This is a genomic window from Streptomyces boluensis, assembly GCF_009908195.1.
Classification (GTDB): domain Bacteria; phylum Actinomycetota; class Actinomycetes; order Streptomycetales; family Streptomycetaceae; genus Streptomyces; species Streptomyces boluensis.
On sequence record NZ_JAAAHS010000003.1, the window covers coordinates 21,696 to 38,760 of the forward strand.

Consider the following 17,065-nt stretch of genomic DNA (forward strand, 5'->3'; position numbering starts at 1 on the left):
ACCAGAGGAAACCGGTGGGCACTCGGATGCACAGCCGGAGCACCGTAGCGATGACCTACCTGCCGGGCAGCGGGTGGGTGGACCGGCCGACGACCTGCGAACCGGGTGTCGCGGGCGACGTCTCCTGCGACGTGGTGGTGATCGGCGGCGGACTCGGCGGGATGGCGGCCGCGCTGAGGCTCGCCGATCTCGGACGGGATGTCGTCCTCGTCGAGGCCGACATCTGCGGCTGGGGAGCCAGCGCGCGCAACGCCGGATACCTCACGCCGACCCTCGGCAGCGACCCCCGGATACTGAAGCACTTCTACGCGGACCGGGCCCGGGGCCTGTATCGATTCGCGAACAACGCGGTGAGTTTCACAGAGGAGTTGATCGAGAGTCACGCCATCGAGTGCGGCTATCGGAAGACCGGCAACGTCGCGGCGGCGCCGACGGCCGCTGCCTTCCGGCGCATGGCGGCGAACGTCAAGACAGGCAAGCGGGCGGTCGTGGCTGATGCCCGGGAACTCGGGATCCCGCCGGCCTTCCCCGGCGGGCTGCACATCAAGGTCGGCGGGATCCTGAACCCTGGTGAGCTCTCGCTCGGCGTTCGCGAGGTGGTCCGCGCGTCGGCTGTACGGACGTACGAGCAGAGTCCGGTCCTGGGCGTCGCCGACTCCGGCGGCTCGGTGACGGTCGAACTGGCCGACGGCCGCATCCGGGCAAGCCATGCGATCCTCACGACCAATGCGTTCACCAACGGCCTCGACGTCTCGCCCCGGCGCCTCAGCACCCCGGTGTGGGTCACGGCTGTCGAGACCGAGCCGGTCCCGCCCGACATGCTCGACGCCGCCGGGTGGACCAGCCGTACTCCCATCACGACGAATCACTTCGTGATGCAGAGCTTCCGGCCGACGAACCGCGGGACCGTCGTCTTCACCTCCCGCAGACTCCAGACGTCACGGCGGGCGCGCGCCGACCGGGTGCCCGACCAGCGGGTGGTCGACGACCTGGTGCGGGGCTTCCGCGAGCGGTTCCCCACGTTGGCGGCCATTGCCCCGGCGCGGGCCTGGGGTGGGTGGATCGGGCTCACTCCGTCGAACATGGCGGTCGTGGGACAGGCGACTCCTCGTATCTCCTACTCGCTGGCCTGCAACGGGCACGGGCTGCCGCAGGCGCCGTACCTGGGCACCCTGCTCGCCGACCATGTGGCGGGCAAGGGGATGCACGACGACCTCTCCGCCGTCTGGCGAGACTCCCAGCGCTTCGCTCCCGGCGTCGCGAACCCGGTGACCCTGCGCCTCGGATGGCTCGCGGACCGACTCACCGACCGCCTCGGCAGCGTGCACCGCTGAGGCATCAACAGCCGTGCCAGAACGGAGAGTTGGGCCATCGTAGGACAGTGAGCAGCCCCCGGCCGACCGGCCGGGGGCTGCTCACTCGTCGTGTGCTTGCTATCGGGTGCGCGACAGCCGACGGGTACGCGAAAGCCGACCCTCCCTCGTACGACGGCGCTGCAACACCTCGTCGGCGACGCGGAAACCGGAGCGGAGCGCGCCGTCCATGCTCGTAGCCCACAGCTCCGCCGTGTGCTCGCCGGCGAAGTGCACCGGGCCGACCGCGGCTCCGAGCAGGGAGACGAGGCGTGGAAAGTCACCGTCGAGCGACGAGACGACGCCGCCGGCGTACTGCTCACCGGGCCAGTCCTGGACGATGCCCGCGAGGCGCTGCGGCTCCACGCCCGTGACCGTGCGCACCATGTCGTCCAGGGCCTTCAGGGCTCGGTCCTCGTCATGGAGAACGCCGTCGGCGCGGTCGGGAACGAGGCCGAGCACGACGACCGTGTCCTCGGGCCCGACCGGGCGGGCCCAGAGGAAACCGATCGGACCGTCGCTCATGGCGGCGAGCCCGAGGCGTTCCTTGATCTCGCGTCCCCGCGCGTACTGGGCGACCACCTTGCCGCCCTGCGACATCGGCGTCGCCGTGAGGGCGCCCACCTTCCACTCCGGAAGGACCGGATCGAATCCGATGCGCAGGGTCGGCTTGACGGGTGTCGCGACGATCACCTCGTCCACCGTGAAGGAGTCGCTGTCGGTCTCGACGGTCATGCGGTGTCCGTCGCGTCGCACCAGACGGACCGGCTGCTCCAGGCGGACGTCCAGGCCGCGGGCCAGCGCGAGAGCGAGTGAGTCGGAACCGTCGGCGAGCATCCAGCACGCCGTGCCGATGTGCAGCGGCTCGACGTGGGCCATCTGCGTGGCCCAGGGCTCCTCGACGGGGTTCGCTCCGGTCTGCGCGAGGAACGCCCGACGGGCGACGGGCGAGAGGCGGGCGCGGGCTGCCCACGCCGGCAGCGTCTCGGTCGGCAGGGGCGGTGACGCGTCGAGCGCGGTGCGGACCTCGTCGGCGATCCGGTCGCGTTCGGCCGGGTCGAGCAGCCGACCGCCGAGCACCACAGGGTTGCGCAGGGGCGAGGCGGCGGTCGCCCGCCCGTCCGGATCGCGGGGGAACAGCTCCGTCCGTGGCGTCAGCCGCACGCCGAGCTCGGCGCAGACCTGAAGGATGAGATCCTGCCCCAGGTCGATGAACGAGGCGCCCAGATCGGCCGGTTGGTCGTGCAGGAACCGCCCGCGGACGGTGCGGGTTCTGCCTCCGACGTGCGGCTGCGCTTCGAGGACGGTCACCTCCTCGCCGGAGGCCTGCAGCCTTCGGGCCGCGGCGAGCCCGGCCAGGCCGGCGCCGATCACGATCGTGCTCATGGGGTGGCCATCCTCGGGTTCGGGGTCTCGGCGACGCGGTTCATCCGCGCACCAACGTCGAGTCGATCTCCGCCAGTTGCATACGGCCGGGCCGTCGCAGCACCTCGTCGGCGGCGCGCTCGCCGGACCGGACGGCCGCCTCCATGGTTCCGGAGAGTCGGCCGACGGTGTAGTCCCCGGCGAAGTGCACCCGGCGGTCCGGGAAGGCGAACTGAGCCGCGAGGCTGCCGCGTTGGGCGGCGGGGAGCGTGGTGCCCATGGCCAGTGCGAAGCGGTCCGGCGTCCAGTCCTTGCGCGTGGCCGCGATACGGGTGACGGGTGACCCGACGGCTGTCTCGACGACGGCGTCGAGTCCGGCGACGGCCGCGTCGTCACTCTCGAGGAACTGCCGGTCGGCGCCGCAGAGAAAGCCGCTGACCACCGCGGGCCCCTGGGTCACGTACGGGTTGCCGACCCACGCGATGTTGATCGGCCCGTCGGAGAAGACGCCGCGGGTGAGGGCCGCTCGTACGGCATCGCCCTCGGCGTACTGCGCGATCACCTTGCCGCCGGAAGCGCGCTGCAGTGAGGTGAGCGCGCCGATCCGGGTTGCGGGGAGCGGCGGGTCGAAGCCGAGCGTCGGTACGACGAACGGTGGCACCGCGACGATGACGCGGTCCGCCGATATCGTCTCGCCCGACTCGGTCTCCACCGTGACGCGGCCGCCGGACTGGCGTACGGCGAGAACAGGCGTGTCGAGGCGGATGTCGATCCCGCGGGCCAGTGCCTCCACGAGGCGCCGGCTCCCGCCCACGATGCGGCGGACGGCCCCCAACCGCCCCTCGACCAGGTGCTGGCCGTCGGTCTGGAACGGGTCGTACTGCACGGCCATCCGCAGCACGCCGGACAGCGCCCCGCGGGCCCGCGGGGACAACCGTGCGCGCCTTGTCCACTGCTCGAAGATCTCGTGCCGGGCGAGCGGTGCGTTCCTGAGTGCCTTGCGGATCTCGGTGTCGACCTCCCGGAACGCCTCCCCGGTGAGGAGTTCGCCGTCGACGATGATGCGTCCCTCGTCGAGGAAGCCCTCCAGGGATGTCTCGTCCGGCTTCGTGTCCGGTCGTTCGAAGAAGACCGGATCGGACAGTTCGACGCCGAGCTCGCCGCAGGTCCTGATCAAGGAGTCGTAGTGGCGGAGGACGAGCTCTGCTCCGAGGTCGCCGTGCTGGCCCTCGGCGAAGCTGTCGGTGACGCTGTGGGCCCGCCCGCCCAGTCGGTCGCGTGCCTCGAGGACGGTGACCTCGCTGCCTGCGTCGACCAGGCGTCGAGCGGCGGTCAAGCCGGCCAGGCCGGCGCCGACGACCACCGTGGACGTGGGAGTTCGGGTGATCAATTCCATGGCCTCAGGATCAGCGGGCGGACCGGAACACGGAGGCTGCGCGCGGTCAGTCACGGACGGGTGGGGGATGCACGGACGCGGCAGAGTCGGCTGCGGTCAGGGGAGGAGTCCGAGCTCCTGGGCGCGGCTGGCCGCCTGAGCACGGTTGCGCACGCCGAGCTTGCGGTAGACCGCGCTCGTGTGCTGTTTGACGGTGTGCCGGGAGAGGTTCAACGTCGCCGCGACCTCGGGGTTGCTCAGCCCCGAAGCCACGTGCTGCAGGATGTCCAGCTCGCGCGGGGACAGTTGAACAGCCGGCGGCCCCGCGTCCTTCGGGAAGACCCGGCCGCCCTCGGCGACTCGCCGCAGTACGGCGGCGATGGCCGCTCGCGGCATGTGCTTCGAGAGTGAGGCGTCCGCCCCGTGGTGGAGGGCCTGAGCCGCGGACAGGCGCCCCTCGCCCGACATCAGCACGACTCGTACGTGGGACATGTGCTTCTTGAAGGTCGTACACAGTTCGAGTCCCGAGCGGCCACCGAGTGAGGTGCTCACGAGGACCAGCTGTGGACGATGGCGTCGAGCCACCTGCCAAGCCACTTCCATCGACGGTGCCACGAGGCACGACGCCACCCATGGCTCGTCCGACAGGATCGATCGCAACCCGGCCTGAACCAGCTCGTTCTCGTCCACGCAGAGGACTCGCTGCATCCGGCATCGGTCCTCGGACGCCGGCCGCACAGCCATGAGAACTTCGCCCATCGTTCCTCCTAGGAGACGGCTCCGTTTCACAAGCGCTTATGCCTCTGAGAGTGCTGGTCGGCCGCCGCCCGGGGTACCCGGAGAACTACCTGCCGGGTACCTGCTTTTGTGAGCGGGGTCACGCGTGGGCGAAGACAGAAGACGCGGTGCGGCCATGTCTGGCCGCACCGCGTCGCGCCGTTCCGAGCGGGCTGAACTACAGGTGTTGGTGGTCTGCGCGGGGCCGCCCGTCAGATGCCCTCCGTGGACACGATCTTGGTCTGGGCGTAGAAGCCGAGGCTGCCGAGTCCGGCGGCCTCGGCAGCCGTCAGGTTCTCGACCGCAGCCTCGAGGAGCCTGCTCCGGTGGCCGGCGGCCTGGATGGAGGCAAGCGCGGTGCGGGCGCCCTCGGCGTAGACCTCCAGAGTGGCCTGGTCGGTGTCGTGGTTGCCGGAGTCGATCGCCGCCGCGGCTTCCTCCGTGGTCTGGCGGAGGGTGTCGAGGGCGGAGATGGACACCATGCGCAGTGCCTCGGCGGACACGCCCTGACTCCGGGCGTAGGTCGCGGCTTCCACGTAGGCGCTCAGCGCGGAGACGTAGAACGAGGCGACGATGGCGGCGTCGAGCACGTTCGCACCCCCGACCCGGTCGGACACATGGCAGGACGCGTCGCCCAGTGCCATGAGCGCCGGCCTGTTGGCCTCCCAGACACTCGGCGAGCCGGAGAAGAGGATGAACCCGTCGGGTGTGCCGATCTGTTGGGGGTAACACAGGACGGCGCCGTCCAGGTAGTTGGCGCCTCGTGCGTTCACCCAGTGTTCCGCCTTCGCAGCCCCCTCCGGTGAGCCGCTGCCGACGTTGACCAGGGTGACTCCCCACCAGTCCGTGACCGCGTCGAGCGACGCCAGCATCGCGTCGTACGTCGATGTGCAGGCGACGGCGAGACGTGAGGAGCGCACCGCGTCGTCGATGGACCGCAGTGCGGTGATTCCGTCACCGGCGAGGGCTTCCGCGCGCTCGGGAGTCCGGTTCCAGGCGGCGACCGAGAACCCTTTGCTCGCGAAGGCGCGCGCCAGCGCGGAACCCATCAGGCCGCAGCCGATGACTGCGATGTCGTAGCTCTTGGAACCGGCTTTGTTGTCGGACAAGTTCCTGCTCCGTTTCCGCTGTGGGCGGCGGGACGGGTGATGGCCGCCGGGTTTCTGGTGCCGAGCGGTGCCGAGCGGTGCCGAGCGGTGCCGAGCGGTGCCGAGCGGGGCCGTCAGGAGGCGCGGGGGCCGAGCCGGACCGGCAGCGCCTTGAGCTGGTTGATGAAGAAGACCTCCGCGAACGGGGCGTCGCCCACGATCTCCATCTGCGGGTACCGCTCCAGGGTCAACTCGACCATCAGACGCAGCTCCAGGCGGGCCAGGGCGTTGCCGAGGCAGAAGTGGCGGCCGCCTGCCCCGAACGCGAAGTGCTCGGGGTTGCGCGTGACGTCGAAACGGTCCGGATGCTCGTACCGCGTCTCGTCCCGGTTCGCCGCCGGGTACCAGAGGACGACCTTGTCGTTCTCCTTGATCAGCCGGCCGCCGAGCTCGACGTCACGGGTGGCGGTGCGCCGCATGAGGGAGAACGCGGGGAACATCCGCAGGGCTTCCTCGACCACGCTGGGCACCAGCGTCATGTCGTCGAGGACTTGTCGACGCTGGTCGGGGTGGTCCATCAGCGCCTTCATCGCGCTGACGTACGTGGCCATGGTGCTGTCGTTGCCGGCCGCGAAGAGGAGCAGGATGCCCATCACTATGTCGTCGTCGGTCAGCCGCTCGCCGTCGATCTCGGCGTGTACGAGGATGCTGATCAGGTCGTCCGTCGGGTTGGCACGGCGCGGTTCGATCAGCGCCATGCACTCCTCCATCAGCATGGGGATGAACTCGTCGGCCCACTGCGCGAGGCCGCCGGGGTTGAGGTCCGGATCGTCCCGGCCGATGTAACGCCCCATGTACTCGGCCCACTTGGCGTCGTCCTCCTCCGGAATGCCCAGGTACCCGTGGATCACCCGGGAGACGACCGGCTTCGACACGTCGGCCACGAGGTCACAGGTCTCCCGGCCGTCGAGCCGGTCGAGGACGGTGGTGACGACCTCGCGGATCCACGCCTCCTGGGCGGCGATCCGCGTCTGCGTGAACCCTTCGAGGAACAGCGCCTTGAGACGGTCGTGCTTGGGCGGGTCCAGGTTGATCATGTCCAGCTTGCCGAGCTCCTGGAGCTCGGGCGGCAGGTCCCCGAAGGTGATGTCGACCGCTCCGCCGAGGTGCGACGAGAAGGTCTTCCAGTCCCGGCTGACCTTCTCGAGCTCCTCGGCCCGGGTGAGTGACCAGAAGCCGGGTTCGTCCGGCATACCGGCGATCCCGGGGGACCAGTGCACGGGGCACTTCGAGCGCAGCTCGTGGAAGCGCGCGTGCGGCGGTCCCTGTTTCCACAGTTCCATGTCGGCGACGGTCGGGCCGTCGTCAGGACGGTCGGGCGAGGGCATCAGCTTCTCCAAGTGGCCGCTGGGACAACGGAAGCCCTTGAAGTAAGCAGCGGGGAGAGCGGCCGCGACCGCTTCAGCCGAGAACACAGCCCACTTGGGGGACGCGCCGCTGCCTGAGCCTGAGCCGGTGCCGAGTGCTCGAGCTCGCCAGGCACAACGGCGGCTGACCAGCCCGTCCCCCAACCGGGCGTGGATCAGGCGCGGTCAGGCCGACCGATCCGCAGGTGCGGGTTTGCTGCCCGCCTGACCACTTCTGCAGAAGGAATGACCCATGCGCCGCACCGTGTTCGACGAGGACCACGAGACCTTCCGCCAGACCCTTCGTTCTTTCATCAAGGCCGAGGTGCTCCCGGTCCACGACGACTGGTACGCGGCCGGCCAAGTGCCGCGCGACTTCTACTACAAGCTCGGTGAGCTGGGCGTCTTCGGTATGAGCGTGCCCGAGGAGTTCGGCGGCGCGGGCGTGCACACGCACAAGTTCCTGGCCGTGCTCTCTGAGGAGGCCGAGCGCGCAGGCGTCCTGTTCGGCTGCACGGGAGCGCACGTGCTGCTGTCCCTGCCGTACATCAAGATGCTGGCCACCGACGAGCAGAAGAAGCGCTACCTGCCGAAGTTCGTCTCCGGCGAGGAGATGTGGGCCCTCGCGATGACCGAGCCGGGCACCGGCTCCGACCTCGCGGGCATGAAGACCACCGCCAAGCTCTCCGAGGACGGCACGCACTACGTCCTCAACGGCGCCAAGACCTTCATCACCGGCGGTGTGCACGCCGACCGCGTGATTGTCTGCGCCCGCACCTCCGCACCGCGCGAGGACGACCGCCGCTTCGGCCTCTCGCTGTTCGCCGTCGACACCAAGTCCGAGGGCTACTCGGTGGGCCGCAAGCTGGACAAGCTCGGCCTGAAGACCTCCGACACGGCCGAGTTGGCGTTCGCCGATGTCAAGGTGCCCGCCGAGGACCTGCTCGGAGAAGAGAACAGGGCCTTCGGCTACCTCGGCCGCAACCTGGCCTCCGAGCGCTGGGGCATCGCCCACAACGCCTACGCGCAGGCCGCGGCGGCGGTGCGTTTCACGCAGGAGTACGTCGAGCAGCGCACTGTCTTCGGCAAGCGCGTGGCCGACTTCCAGAACACCGGATTCGAGCTGGCCGCCTGCAAGGCCGAGGTGGACGCCGCCGAGGCTGTCACCGACCGCGCCCTGGAGTCCCTGGACAGGGGCGAGCTGACGGCCGCCGAGGCCGCGAGTGCCAAGCTGTTCTGCACCGAGGTGGCGCACCGGGTCATCGACCGCTGTCTGCAACTCCACGGTGGATACGGCTACATCAACGAGTATCCGATCGCCCGCCTGTACGCCGACAACCGCGTCAACCGCATCTACGGCGGCACATCAGAGGTCATGAAGATGATCATCGCGAAGGACATGGGCGTTTGAGCCGGCAGCGCCCGAACTGCACTGGCCCGGCGCACCGTTGACGGTGCGCCGGGCCAGTGGGTCAGTGCTGAGAGGCTTGCGCGCCTTGGTCGGAGCCGCGCTCAGCCGGCGACGCGGATCAGCTTCCGGTTCACGAATTCGTCGACACCGAACCGGCCGAGTTCCCGGCCGAAGCCGGAATGCTTGACCCCGCCGAACGGCAGCCCCGGCTCCTCCGCGCCCACCACGTTGACGTAGACCATGCCTGCCTCGACCTGGTCCGCGACGCGCTGTGCTTGTTCCGGGTCGGTGGTGAAGACGTACGAACCGAGGCCGTACGGAGTGTCGTTGGCGACTGTGATCGCCTCGTCCTCGGACGACACGCGGTAGACGTGGGCGAACGGGCCGAAGAACTCCTCCTTGGCGGCCTCGTTCTCCGGGCTGATGTCGACGAGGACGGTCGGCTCGAAGAAGGCGCCGTCCCGCTTGCCGCCGAGCGCGACGGTGGCGCCCTCCGCGACAGCCCGCTTCAGCTGGTCCTCCAGGTGCTCGGCCGCGGTCGTCGAGGACACCGGACCGAGGAGCGTCTCCTCCGCGGCGGGGTCGCCGGGCTTCGTCTCCGCGAGAGCCGCGGTCAGCTTCTCCAGGAAGGCGTCGTAGAGGTCGTCGATCACGATGAAACGCTTGGCGCCGCAGCAGATTTGGCCGGCGTTCTCGTGGAACCGTGCGGCAAGGGCGGCCTGCACGGTCGCGTCGAGGTCGTCCGTGCTCAGCAGGATGAATGGGTCCGAGCCGCCGAGTTCGAGCACGACCTTCTTGAGTTGACGCCCCGCGGCCGCCGCGACCAGGGACCCGACCCGCTCCGAGCCGGTCACCGACACGCCCCTCACACGGGGGTCCTCGATGACCTGGTCGACCTGGCTGTACGTGGCGTAGAGGTTCGTGTAGACGCCTGCGGGGCAGCCCGCGTCGAGGAAGATCTGCTCGATGGCCGCAGCGGACTGAGGGCACTGGGCCGCGTGCTTGAGCAGAATCGTGTTCCCGATCAGCAGGTTGGGCGCCGCGAACCGCGCGACCTGGTAGTACGGGTAGTTCCACGGCATGATCCCCAGGAGGGTCCCGAGGGGCGCGCGGCGCACCACCGCCGTGCCTTCGCCCCAGACCAGATCGACCGGCTCGTCCGCGAGCAGGGTCTCGGCGTTCTCCGCGTAGTACTGGTAGATCGCCGCGCAGAAGTCCACTTCGCCGAGTCCTTGGGTGACCGGCTTGCCCATCTCGCGGCTGATGATCCGGGCGAGTTCCTGGCGACGCTCGGTATAGAGCTCAGCGACCCGGCTCAGGAGCGCGGCGCGGTCCGTGACGGAGGAGGCTCGACCCCACTCATGTTGCGCGTCGGCGGCACGATCGAGCGTCTCCCGCAGTGCGGAGTCCGACAGGGACGCATGCTCTTCGAGGGTTTGCCCCGTGCTGGGATCGACGACGGCGTACGTACTCACGGCAGCCTCCACGGCATGACGGATGACAGGACACGGCCTTGAGGACCCTGCCGCCCAGGGTGGGAAAGGCCGGTCGTGGCGACGGAAACGCCCCCACCCGGGGGAGGGGCCGGGTGAACCCGGCTGTCCTGCTTCGGCGTTCCCCCTCCGGCATCACCCAACCGGGCACGTCCTTCGCACCTGCGAGGTCTCCGGCACCGCACGCCTGCATGCTCCCGCCATGACCATGGACTCCCTGCTGCTCTCGCGCCGCGATCTCGACTTCCTGCTCCACGACTGGTTGGGCGTCTCCGCTCTGACACGCCGCCCTCGATACGCCGACCACGACCGGGACACGTTCGACGCGGTCCTCGACCTCAGCGAGGCCATCGCGACCCGGCACTTCGCCACGCACAACAAGAAGAACGACGCCGAGGAGCCTCACTTCGACGGCGAGCGGGTGCACGTCATTCCCGAGGTCAAGGATGCCCTGCGGGTCTTCGCCGAGTCCGGCCTGACCGGCGCCGCCATGGGCTGTGAGATCGGCGGCCAGCAGCTGCCCCACGTGGTGGCCAACGCCTGCATCGCCTTCTTCCAGGCCGCCAACATCGGCACCACCGCGTACCCGCTGCTCACCATCGGCAACGCCAACCTGCTTCAGGCGCACGGCAGTAAGGAGCAGATCGACACCTTTGCGCGACCCATGGTCGAGGGCCGCTTCTTCGGGACGATGTGCCTCTCCGAGCCCCAGGCGGGATCGTCGTTGGCCGACATCACGACCCGGGCGCAGCCGCAGGGTGACGGTTCCTACCGCCTCACCGGCACCAAGATGTGGATCTCCGGCGGCGATCACGAACTGAGCGAGAACATCGTCCATCTCGTGCTGGCCAAGATTCCCGGTGGTCCGCCGGGCGTCAGGGGCATCTCGCTGTTCATCGTGCCCAAGTACCTGGTCGAGCCGGACGGCACTCCGGGCGCGCGCAACGACGTCGTACTGGCCGGCCTCAACCACAAGATGGGCTACCGCGGCACCACCAACACGCTGCTCAACTTCGGCGAGGGCAAGTACACCCCGGGCGGCGCCCCGGGTTCGGTCGGCTACCTGGTGGGCGAGGCCCACCAGGGACTCACGTACATGTTCCACATGATGAACGAGGCCCGCATCGGTGTCGGCCAGGGTGCCACGGCACTCGGCTACACCGGTTATCTGCACGCCCTCGACTACGCCCGCAACCGCCCCCAGGGGCGACCGCTGAGCGGTAAGGACGCGAACGCGCCGCAGGTCCCCATCATCGAACATGCCGACGTACGGCGGATGTTGCTGGCGCAGAAGAGTTATGTCGAGGGCGCACTCGCCCTCATCCTGTACTGCAGCCGCCTGCTCGACGAGGAGAACACCGCCGAGCACGAGCCCGAACGTGCCCGCGCCCGTCTCCTCCTGGACGTCCTGACGCCCATCGCCAAGAGCTGGCCGTCGCAGTGGTGTCTGGCCGCCAACGACCTCGCCATCCAGGTGCACGGGGGCTATGGCTACACCCAGGAGTACAACGTCGAGCAGTTCTACCGGGACAACCGCCTCAACCCCATCCACGAGGGCACACACGGCATCCAGGGCCTCGACCTGCTCGGCCGCAAGGTCGTCATGAACGGCGGCGCGGGGCTGAGGGCGCTCCTCGGGACCCTCGCGACAACCTGCGCTCGGGCCACGGAGGCCGGCGCCGAAGCCGCCGAGCTGGCCACTCGCCTGGAACAGGCCGCGACCCGCGTCGAGCGGACCACCGCCAAGCTCTGGTCGACCGGAGACCCCGCCACCGCGCTGGCCAACGCTTCTGTCTATCTGGAAGCCGTCGGTCACGTGGTGCTTGCCTGGATCTGGCTTGAGCAGTTCCTCGCGCTGGGGAATGCGACGGACGACTTCCATGAGGGCAAGCGGCAGGCGGCCCGGTACTTCTTCCGCGTGGAACTCCCGCGCACCGGGCCGCAGTTCGACCTGCTCGACAGCCTCGACTCGACCACGGCCGACTGCCGGCCCGAGTGGTTCTGATCCACGGAACAACGCCCTCGGCCGACATGGACGCGTGTCGGCCGAGGGCGTTCGGCGGTGAGACGTGGCGCGTGCTGGTCACGTGACCGGGCGCGGCTGCCGCTGTTGTCTCTGGTGCCGTAGTTCGGCTCGGGCCAGCGCGTTTCTGTGCACCTCGTCCGGCCCGTCGGCGAAACGCAGGGTGCGGATCGCGGCGTACGCACCGGCCAGCGGAAAGTCCTGGGAGAGTCCGCCGGCGCCGTGCACCTGGATGGCCTTGTCCAGGATCCACTGCACGGTGGCAGGGGTGGCGATCTTGATGGCCTGGATCTCGGTGTGCGCACCCTTGTTGCCGACCGTGTCCATCAGCCAGGCGGCCTTGAGTACGAGCAGACGCAGTTGCTCGATCCGTACGCGCGACTCGGCGATCCAGTCACGGACGACGCCTTGGTCGGCCAGCGGTCGCCCGAACGCGACGCGCTCGTCGGCGCGGGCGCACATCAGCTCCACGGCCCGCTCGGCGACACCGATCGCGCGCATGCAGTGGTGGATGCGGCCCGGACCGAGCCTGGCCTGCGCGATGGCGAAGCCGTCGCCCTCACCGCCGATCAGGTTCTCGGCGGGCACTCGGACGTCGGTGAAGGACAGTTCGGCGTGGCCGCCGTGTTCGTGATCGTCGTAGCCGAAGACCTCCATGCCGCGCTCGATCGTGAGGCCGGGGGTGTCGCGCGGGACGAGGATCATCGACTGCTGACGGTGCCGGTCCGCGGTGGGGTCGGTCTTGCCCATGACGATGAAGACGCGGGCGGCGGGGTTCATGGCCCCGGTGATCCACCACTTGCGGCCATTGAGGACGTACGCTCCCCCACTCTCGGCTCCGCTCGAGCGGGAGGTACCCCCATCGTCGCGTTCGATGCGGGTCGAGATGTTGGTGGCGTCCGAGGAGGCCACGTCGGGCTCGGTCATCGCGAACGACGAGCGGAACTCGCCGTCAAGGAGCGGCTCCAGCCACTTCTCGCGCTGCGCCTCCGTGCCGAACATCGACAGCACTTCCATGTTCCCGGTGTCCGGGGCAGCACAGTTGAGGGCGGCCGGGGCCAAGTGCATGCTGCGGCCGGTGATCTCGGCGAGGGGCGCGTACTGCAGATTGGTCAGCGCGGCCCCATGCTCCCCTGGCAAGAAGAGGTTCCACAGGCCGCGGCGCCGGGCCTCGGCCCGCAGCTCGGCGAGCACCGGCACCGAGTCCCACGCCCAACGGTTCGCGAGTCGTCCCAGTTGCTCGGCGAAGACCGGCTCCGCCGGGTAGACGTGGCCGGCCATGAAGTCGAGCAGGTCGGCCTGCAGTTCCCTGGTCCTGGTGTCGAGGGCGAAGTCCATCAGCGGTGCTCCTTCAGTGCGGCGAGCCCGGTGTCGAGCAGCGGGTGGACGGTCTCACCGACGTGCTCGAAGCCGGAGCCGACGGTCTGCCCGTGCAGATGGCGGTAGTGGATGCCTTCGACGACTGCCGCCAACTTGTATGCGGCAAGGCCCAGGTAGAAGCCGAAACGGGACAGATCGCGATCGCTGCGTGACGCGTACCGCTGGAGGATCTCGTCCTCGGTGAGGAAGCCCGGCGCCGACGAGGCGTCGGGGGAGAGCGCGCTGCTCCCGCCAAGCAGTGTGCCGATGCGCTGGTAGAGAACCAGCAGGGCCAGGTCGGTCAGAGGATCGCCCAGGGTGGCCATCTCCCAGTCGATGACGGCGGCCGGCCGGTCCTGTTCGTCGACGAGTACGTTGTCGAGGCGGTAGTCCCCGTGCGCTATGCCCGCCGCGGACTGCGGCGGCACGTGTGCGGCGAGTTTGGCGTGCAGCTCGTCCGCCGCCGGCAGGTCGCGGCAGTACGACGCGTCCAACTGCCTTTTCCAGCGGCTTACTTGGCGGGTCAGGAAGCCCTCGGGCCGACCGAAGTCGGCGAGTCCCACCGCGGCCGCGTCGACCTCGTGCAGGGTGGCCAGGGTGTCCACGAGGCCGGTCGAGATCACCCGGGTGCGCTCCGGGCCGAGCGGCTCCAGCTCGACGGCGTTCCGGTACGGGGTGCCCGTGACCCGCTCCATCACGTAGAACGGGGCGCCGAGGACCGTGTCGTCCGTGCACAGGGCGTACGTCCTCGGCACCGGCACCGCGGTGTCCTGCAACGCCGACATCACGCGGAACTCCCGGGCCATGTCGTGCGCGGTCGCGAGTACGTGCCCCAGCGGGGGTCGGCGGACGATCCAGGTGGAGGCCCCGTTCGTGACCTCGTAGGTGAGGTTGGACCTGCCGCCGGCGAGCACTCGGGCGGAGAGGTTTTCACCGGCTTCCGGTACCGACTCGGCCAGCCATTTACCGAGCCGGGCCAGATCAAGGCCCGGCAGGCCGTCTTCCGTCATGGGCATCAGGCCACCGCGCCCGAGGAGCAACTCACCTTGTACGACCCGCAGTTGACGCCGGGTTGCAAGTCATGCAGCGGGAAGATCGTCATGCCTGCGGCCCTCCGGCGACGTGGAGCTCCCGGATGATGCCGGCGTTGTTGACGAGTGCGGTCGGCTCGCCCAGCTCCGCCAGCCGCCGGGCGACGCCGGCACCGATGCCTCGGGCGGCGCCGGTGACGACGGCAGTACGGGTGAAGGTCATCATTTCGCTCCAGTCGTAGGAAGGGTCGGGTCGGCCGGTGCGGCGGCCGTTGCCGTCGGGGGCAGCGCCGGGCCGATGCCGTGTCCGGCTCCGGAGACCAATGCGCCCTGTCTGCGCACCGGCATCAGGACCCTCCGGTGAGGGTCACGCCGCCGTCGACGACGAGGAGTTGGCCCGTCATCCACGCGGCGTCGTCCGACAGCAGGAACGCGACGACGCTGCCGATGTCGGACGGCACGCCGAGCCGCTTCAGCGGGTACGCCGCGGCGGCCTCGTCCTCGCGGCCTTCGTAGAGCTGCGTGGCGAACTTCGTCTTCACCACCGCCGGGGCGACCGCGTTGACCCGGATGTCCGGGCCGAGTTCGACGGCGAGCTCCTCGGTGATGTGGGTGAGCATCGCCTTGCTGGCGCCGTACAGGCCGATTCCGGGCGCAGGGCGGATCCCGGCGACCGAGGAGATGTTGACGACGGCGCCGCCGTGCCCGGACATCCACGCCCGGTGCACCTGCTGGGTCCACGACAGCGCGGCCAGGCAGTTGACCTCGACGACCTTGCGGGCGACGTCGAGGTCAAGGTCCATCAGCGGGCCGTACACCGGGTTGATGCCGGTGTTGTTGACCAGCAGGTCGGCGCTGCCGAACGCCTCGATCGCCCGCTTGACGACCTCGGCCTGGTGGTCGACGTCGGCCGCGTGCCCGGCCACACCGACAGCGTGTTCCGGCCCGCCGAGCTGCCCGACCGCTTCGTCGAGTGCGCCCTGTTCGCGGGCGGTGACGACGACCTTCCCGCCCTCGGCCACCAGCCGCTGGGCGACGGCGAGACCGATGCCCCGGCTGGCGCCCGTCAGGATGGCTGTCCTGCCTTCGAAGCGCCTGGTCATGAGAGCCGCTCCAGGACCATCGCCATGCCCTGGCCGCCGCCGACGCACATGGTCTCCAGGCCGAACTGCTTGTCGTGCCACTGCAGCGAGTTGATCAGCGTGGACGTGATGCGCGCGCCGGTCATGCCGAAGGGGTGGCCGACGGCGATCGCGCCGCCGTTGACGTTCAGGCGGTCCTCGTCGATGCCCAACTCCCGTGCCGACGGGATGACTTGGGCGGCGAAGGCCTCGTTGATCTCGACCAGGTCGATGTCGCCGATGCCGAGCCCGGCGCGCTGCAGGGCCTGCCGGGACGCCTCGACCGGGCCGAGGCCCATGATCTCCGGCGAGAGCCCGGAGACTCCGGTGGAGACGATCCGCGCGAGCGGGGTGAGGCCGAGTTGCCGCGCCTTCACGTCCGACATGACCACAAGCGCCGCCGCGCCGTCGTTCAGCGGGCAGCAATTGCCTGCGGTCACGGTTCCGTCGGACCGGAAGACCGGCTTGAGGGCGGAGACGGCCTCCAGGGTCACGCCGGCACGCGGGCCGTCGTCCTTGCTGACCACCGTCCCGTCAGGCAACGTCACCGACGTGATGTCGCGCGCCCAGAAACCGTCCGTAATGGCCTGCTCGGCCCGGTTCTGCGAGCGCACGCCGAACGCGTCCTGGTCGGCCCGCGTCACGCCCTTCAACTGCGCGACGTTCTCGGCGGTCTGGCCCATCGTGATGTACGCGTCCGGCAGGGCGCCGAAGGTCCGCGGGTCCGCCCAGGTCTGGCCGCCCGCGGTGAACTTCTCGGTACGGGTCTGGGCCTCGTCGAACAGAGTGTTCTGCGTGTCCGGCAGGCCGTCCGCGTTGCCCTTGCCGTACCGGCTGACGGTCTCCACTCCGACGGAGAGGAACACGTCGCCCTCGCCCGCCTTGATGGCGTGCAGCGCCATGCGGGTGCTCTGCAGGCTGGACGCGCAGTAGCGGTTGACCGTGGTGCCCGGCACCCCGTCGAGTCCCGCCAGTACGGCGACGATGCGGCCCATGTTGAAGCCGGACTCACCGGCGGGCTGGCCGCACCCGAGGACGAGGTCGTCGATGTCGGCCGGGTCGAGCGCGGGCACCTTGTCGAGCGCGGCCCGCACCATCTGCACGGCGAGGTCGTCGGGGCGCATGTCTTTCAGCGACCCCTTGCCGGCCCTGCCGATCGGTGAGCGGGCGGTGGCGACGATTACGGCCTCGGACATGGGCACTCCCTCATTGGCTAAGCGCTTGCTTTTGCTGCGGTGGACCATAGGGCGGGAAGGGGCGGCCT

General features: G+C 69.7%; 14 protein-coding genes. 3 read left to right on the forward strand and 11 right to left on the reverse strand.

All coding sequences use genetic code 11. The annotated features are described in order from the left end of the window. The first annotated feature begins 50 nt into the window (after positions 1-50). The gene (locus GUY60_RS00860) at positions 51-1,334 is read left to right on the forward strand and encodes an NAD(P)/FAD-dependent oxidoreductase (protein ID WP_161692884.1); all 1,284 of its coding nucleotides are present in this window, start codon (positions 51-53) and stop codon (positions 1,332-1,334) included. A gap of 99 nt (positions 1,335-1,433) precedes the next feature. On the opposite strand, the gene GUY60_RS00865 is transcribed toward GUY60_RS00860, so the two are convergent. The 5 genes from GUY60_RS00865 to GUY60_RS00885 form a co-directional block, all read right to left on the reverse strand. After that, a complete protein-coding gene (locus tag GUY60_RS00865) occupies positions 1,434-2,738 on the reverse strand; it encodes a flavin monoamine oxidase family protein (RefSeq protein ID WP_161692885.1) in 1,305 nt (434 codons plus the stop codon). Between the two features lie 40 nt (positions 2,739-2,778). Next, entirely contained in the window at positions 2,779-4,113 is a 1,335-nt protein-coding gene (locus GUY60_RS00870) for a flavin monoamine oxidase family protein (RefSeq protein ID WP_161692886.1), read from the reverse strand. 96 nt (positions 4,114-4,209) lie between these two features. Then, entirely contained in the window at positions 4,210-4,851 is a 642-nt protein-coding gene (locus GUY60_RS00875) for a response regulator transcription factor (RefSeq protein WP_312866141.1), read from the reverse strand. Between the two features lie 230 nt (positions 4,852-5,081). Next, a complete protein-coding gene (locus GUY60_RS00880; protein ID WP_161692888.1) occupies positions 5,082-5,978 on the reverse strand; it encodes an NAD(P)-dependent oxidoreductase in 897 nt (298 codons plus the stop codon). Positions 5,979-6,091: 113 nt separating this feature from the next. Next, entirely contained in the window at positions 6,092-7,345 is a 1,254-nt protein-coding gene (locus GUY60_RS00885) for a cytochrome P450 (RefSeq protein ID WP_161692889.1), read from the reverse strand. 271 nt (positions 7,346-7,616) lie between these two features. Here GUY60_RS00885 and GUY60_RS00890 point away from each other — a divergent pair, with 271 nt between their 5' ends. Beyond that, entirely contained in the window at positions 7,617-8,774 is a 1,158-nt protein-coding gene (locus tag GUY60_RS00890) for an acyl-CoA dehydrogenase family protein (RefSeq protein ID WP_161692890.1), read from the forward strand. Positions 8,775-8,875: 101 nt separating this feature from the next. Here GUY60_RS00890 and GUY60_RS00895 read toward each other — a convergent pair whose 3' ends face one another. Then, the gene (locus tag GUY60_RS00895; RefSeq protein WP_161692891.1) at positions 8,876-10,249 is read right to left on the reverse strand and encodes an NAD-dependent succinate-semialdehyde dehydrogenase; all 1,374 of its coding nucleotides are present in this window, start codon (positions 10,247-10,249) and stop codon (positions 8,876-8,878) included. 226 nt (positions 10,250-10,475) lie between these two features. On the opposite strand from GUY60_RS00895, the gene GUY60_RS00900 reads away from it, so the two are divergent. Beyond that, positions 10,476-12,272 carry an acyl-CoA dehydrogenase gene (locus GUY60_RS00900; protein ID WP_161692927.1) on the forward strand — a complete coding sequence of 599 codons (1,797 nt, stop codon included), beginning with the start codon at positions 10,476-10,478 and terminating at the stop codon, positions 12,270-12,272. A gap of 78 nt (positions 12,273-12,350) precedes the next feature. Here GUY60_RS00900 and GUY60_RS00905 read toward each other — a convergent pair whose 3' ends face one another. The 5 genes from GUY60_RS00905 to GUY60_RS00925 form a co-directional block, all read right to left on the reverse strand. Continuing rightward, complete coding sequence (locus tag GUY60_RS00905; protein WP_161692892.1) at positions 12,351-13,628, reverse strand: acyl-CoA dehydrogenase family protein; 1,278 nt, start codon at positions 13,626-13,628, stop codon at positions 12,351-12,353. Then, positions 13,628-14,659, reverse strand: coding sequence for a phosphotransferase family protein (locus GUY60_RS00910; protein WP_161692893.1), 1,032 nt, complete (start codon positions 14,657-14,659; stop codon positions 13,628-13,630). The genes GUY60_RS00905 and GUY60_RS00910 overlap by 1 nt, the downstream gene beginning before the upstream one ends. Positions 14,660-14,747: 88 nt before the next feature. Next, complete coding sequence (locus GUY60_RS38680; protein WP_161692894.1) at positions 14,748-14,906, reverse strand: hypothetical protein; 159 nt, start codon at positions 14,904-14,906, stop codon at positions 14,748-14,750. Positions 14,907-15,027: 121 nt separating this feature from the next. Continuing rightward, positions 15,028-15,783 carry an SDR family oxidoreductase gene (locus GUY60_RS00920; protein WP_161692895.1) on the reverse strand — a complete coding sequence of 252 codons (756 nt, stop codon included), beginning with the start codon at positions 15,781-15,783 and terminating at the stop codon, positions 15,028-15,030. Next, a complete protein-coding gene (locus tag GUY60_RS00925) occupies positions 15,780-16,997 on the reverse strand; it encodes an acetyl-CoA C-acetyltransferase (RefSeq protein WP_161692896.1) in 1,218 nt (405 codons plus the stop codon). The genes GUY60_RS00920 and GUY60_RS00925 overlap by 4 nt, the downstream gene beginning before the upstream one ends. Positions 16,998-17,065: the final 68 nt, after the last annotated feature.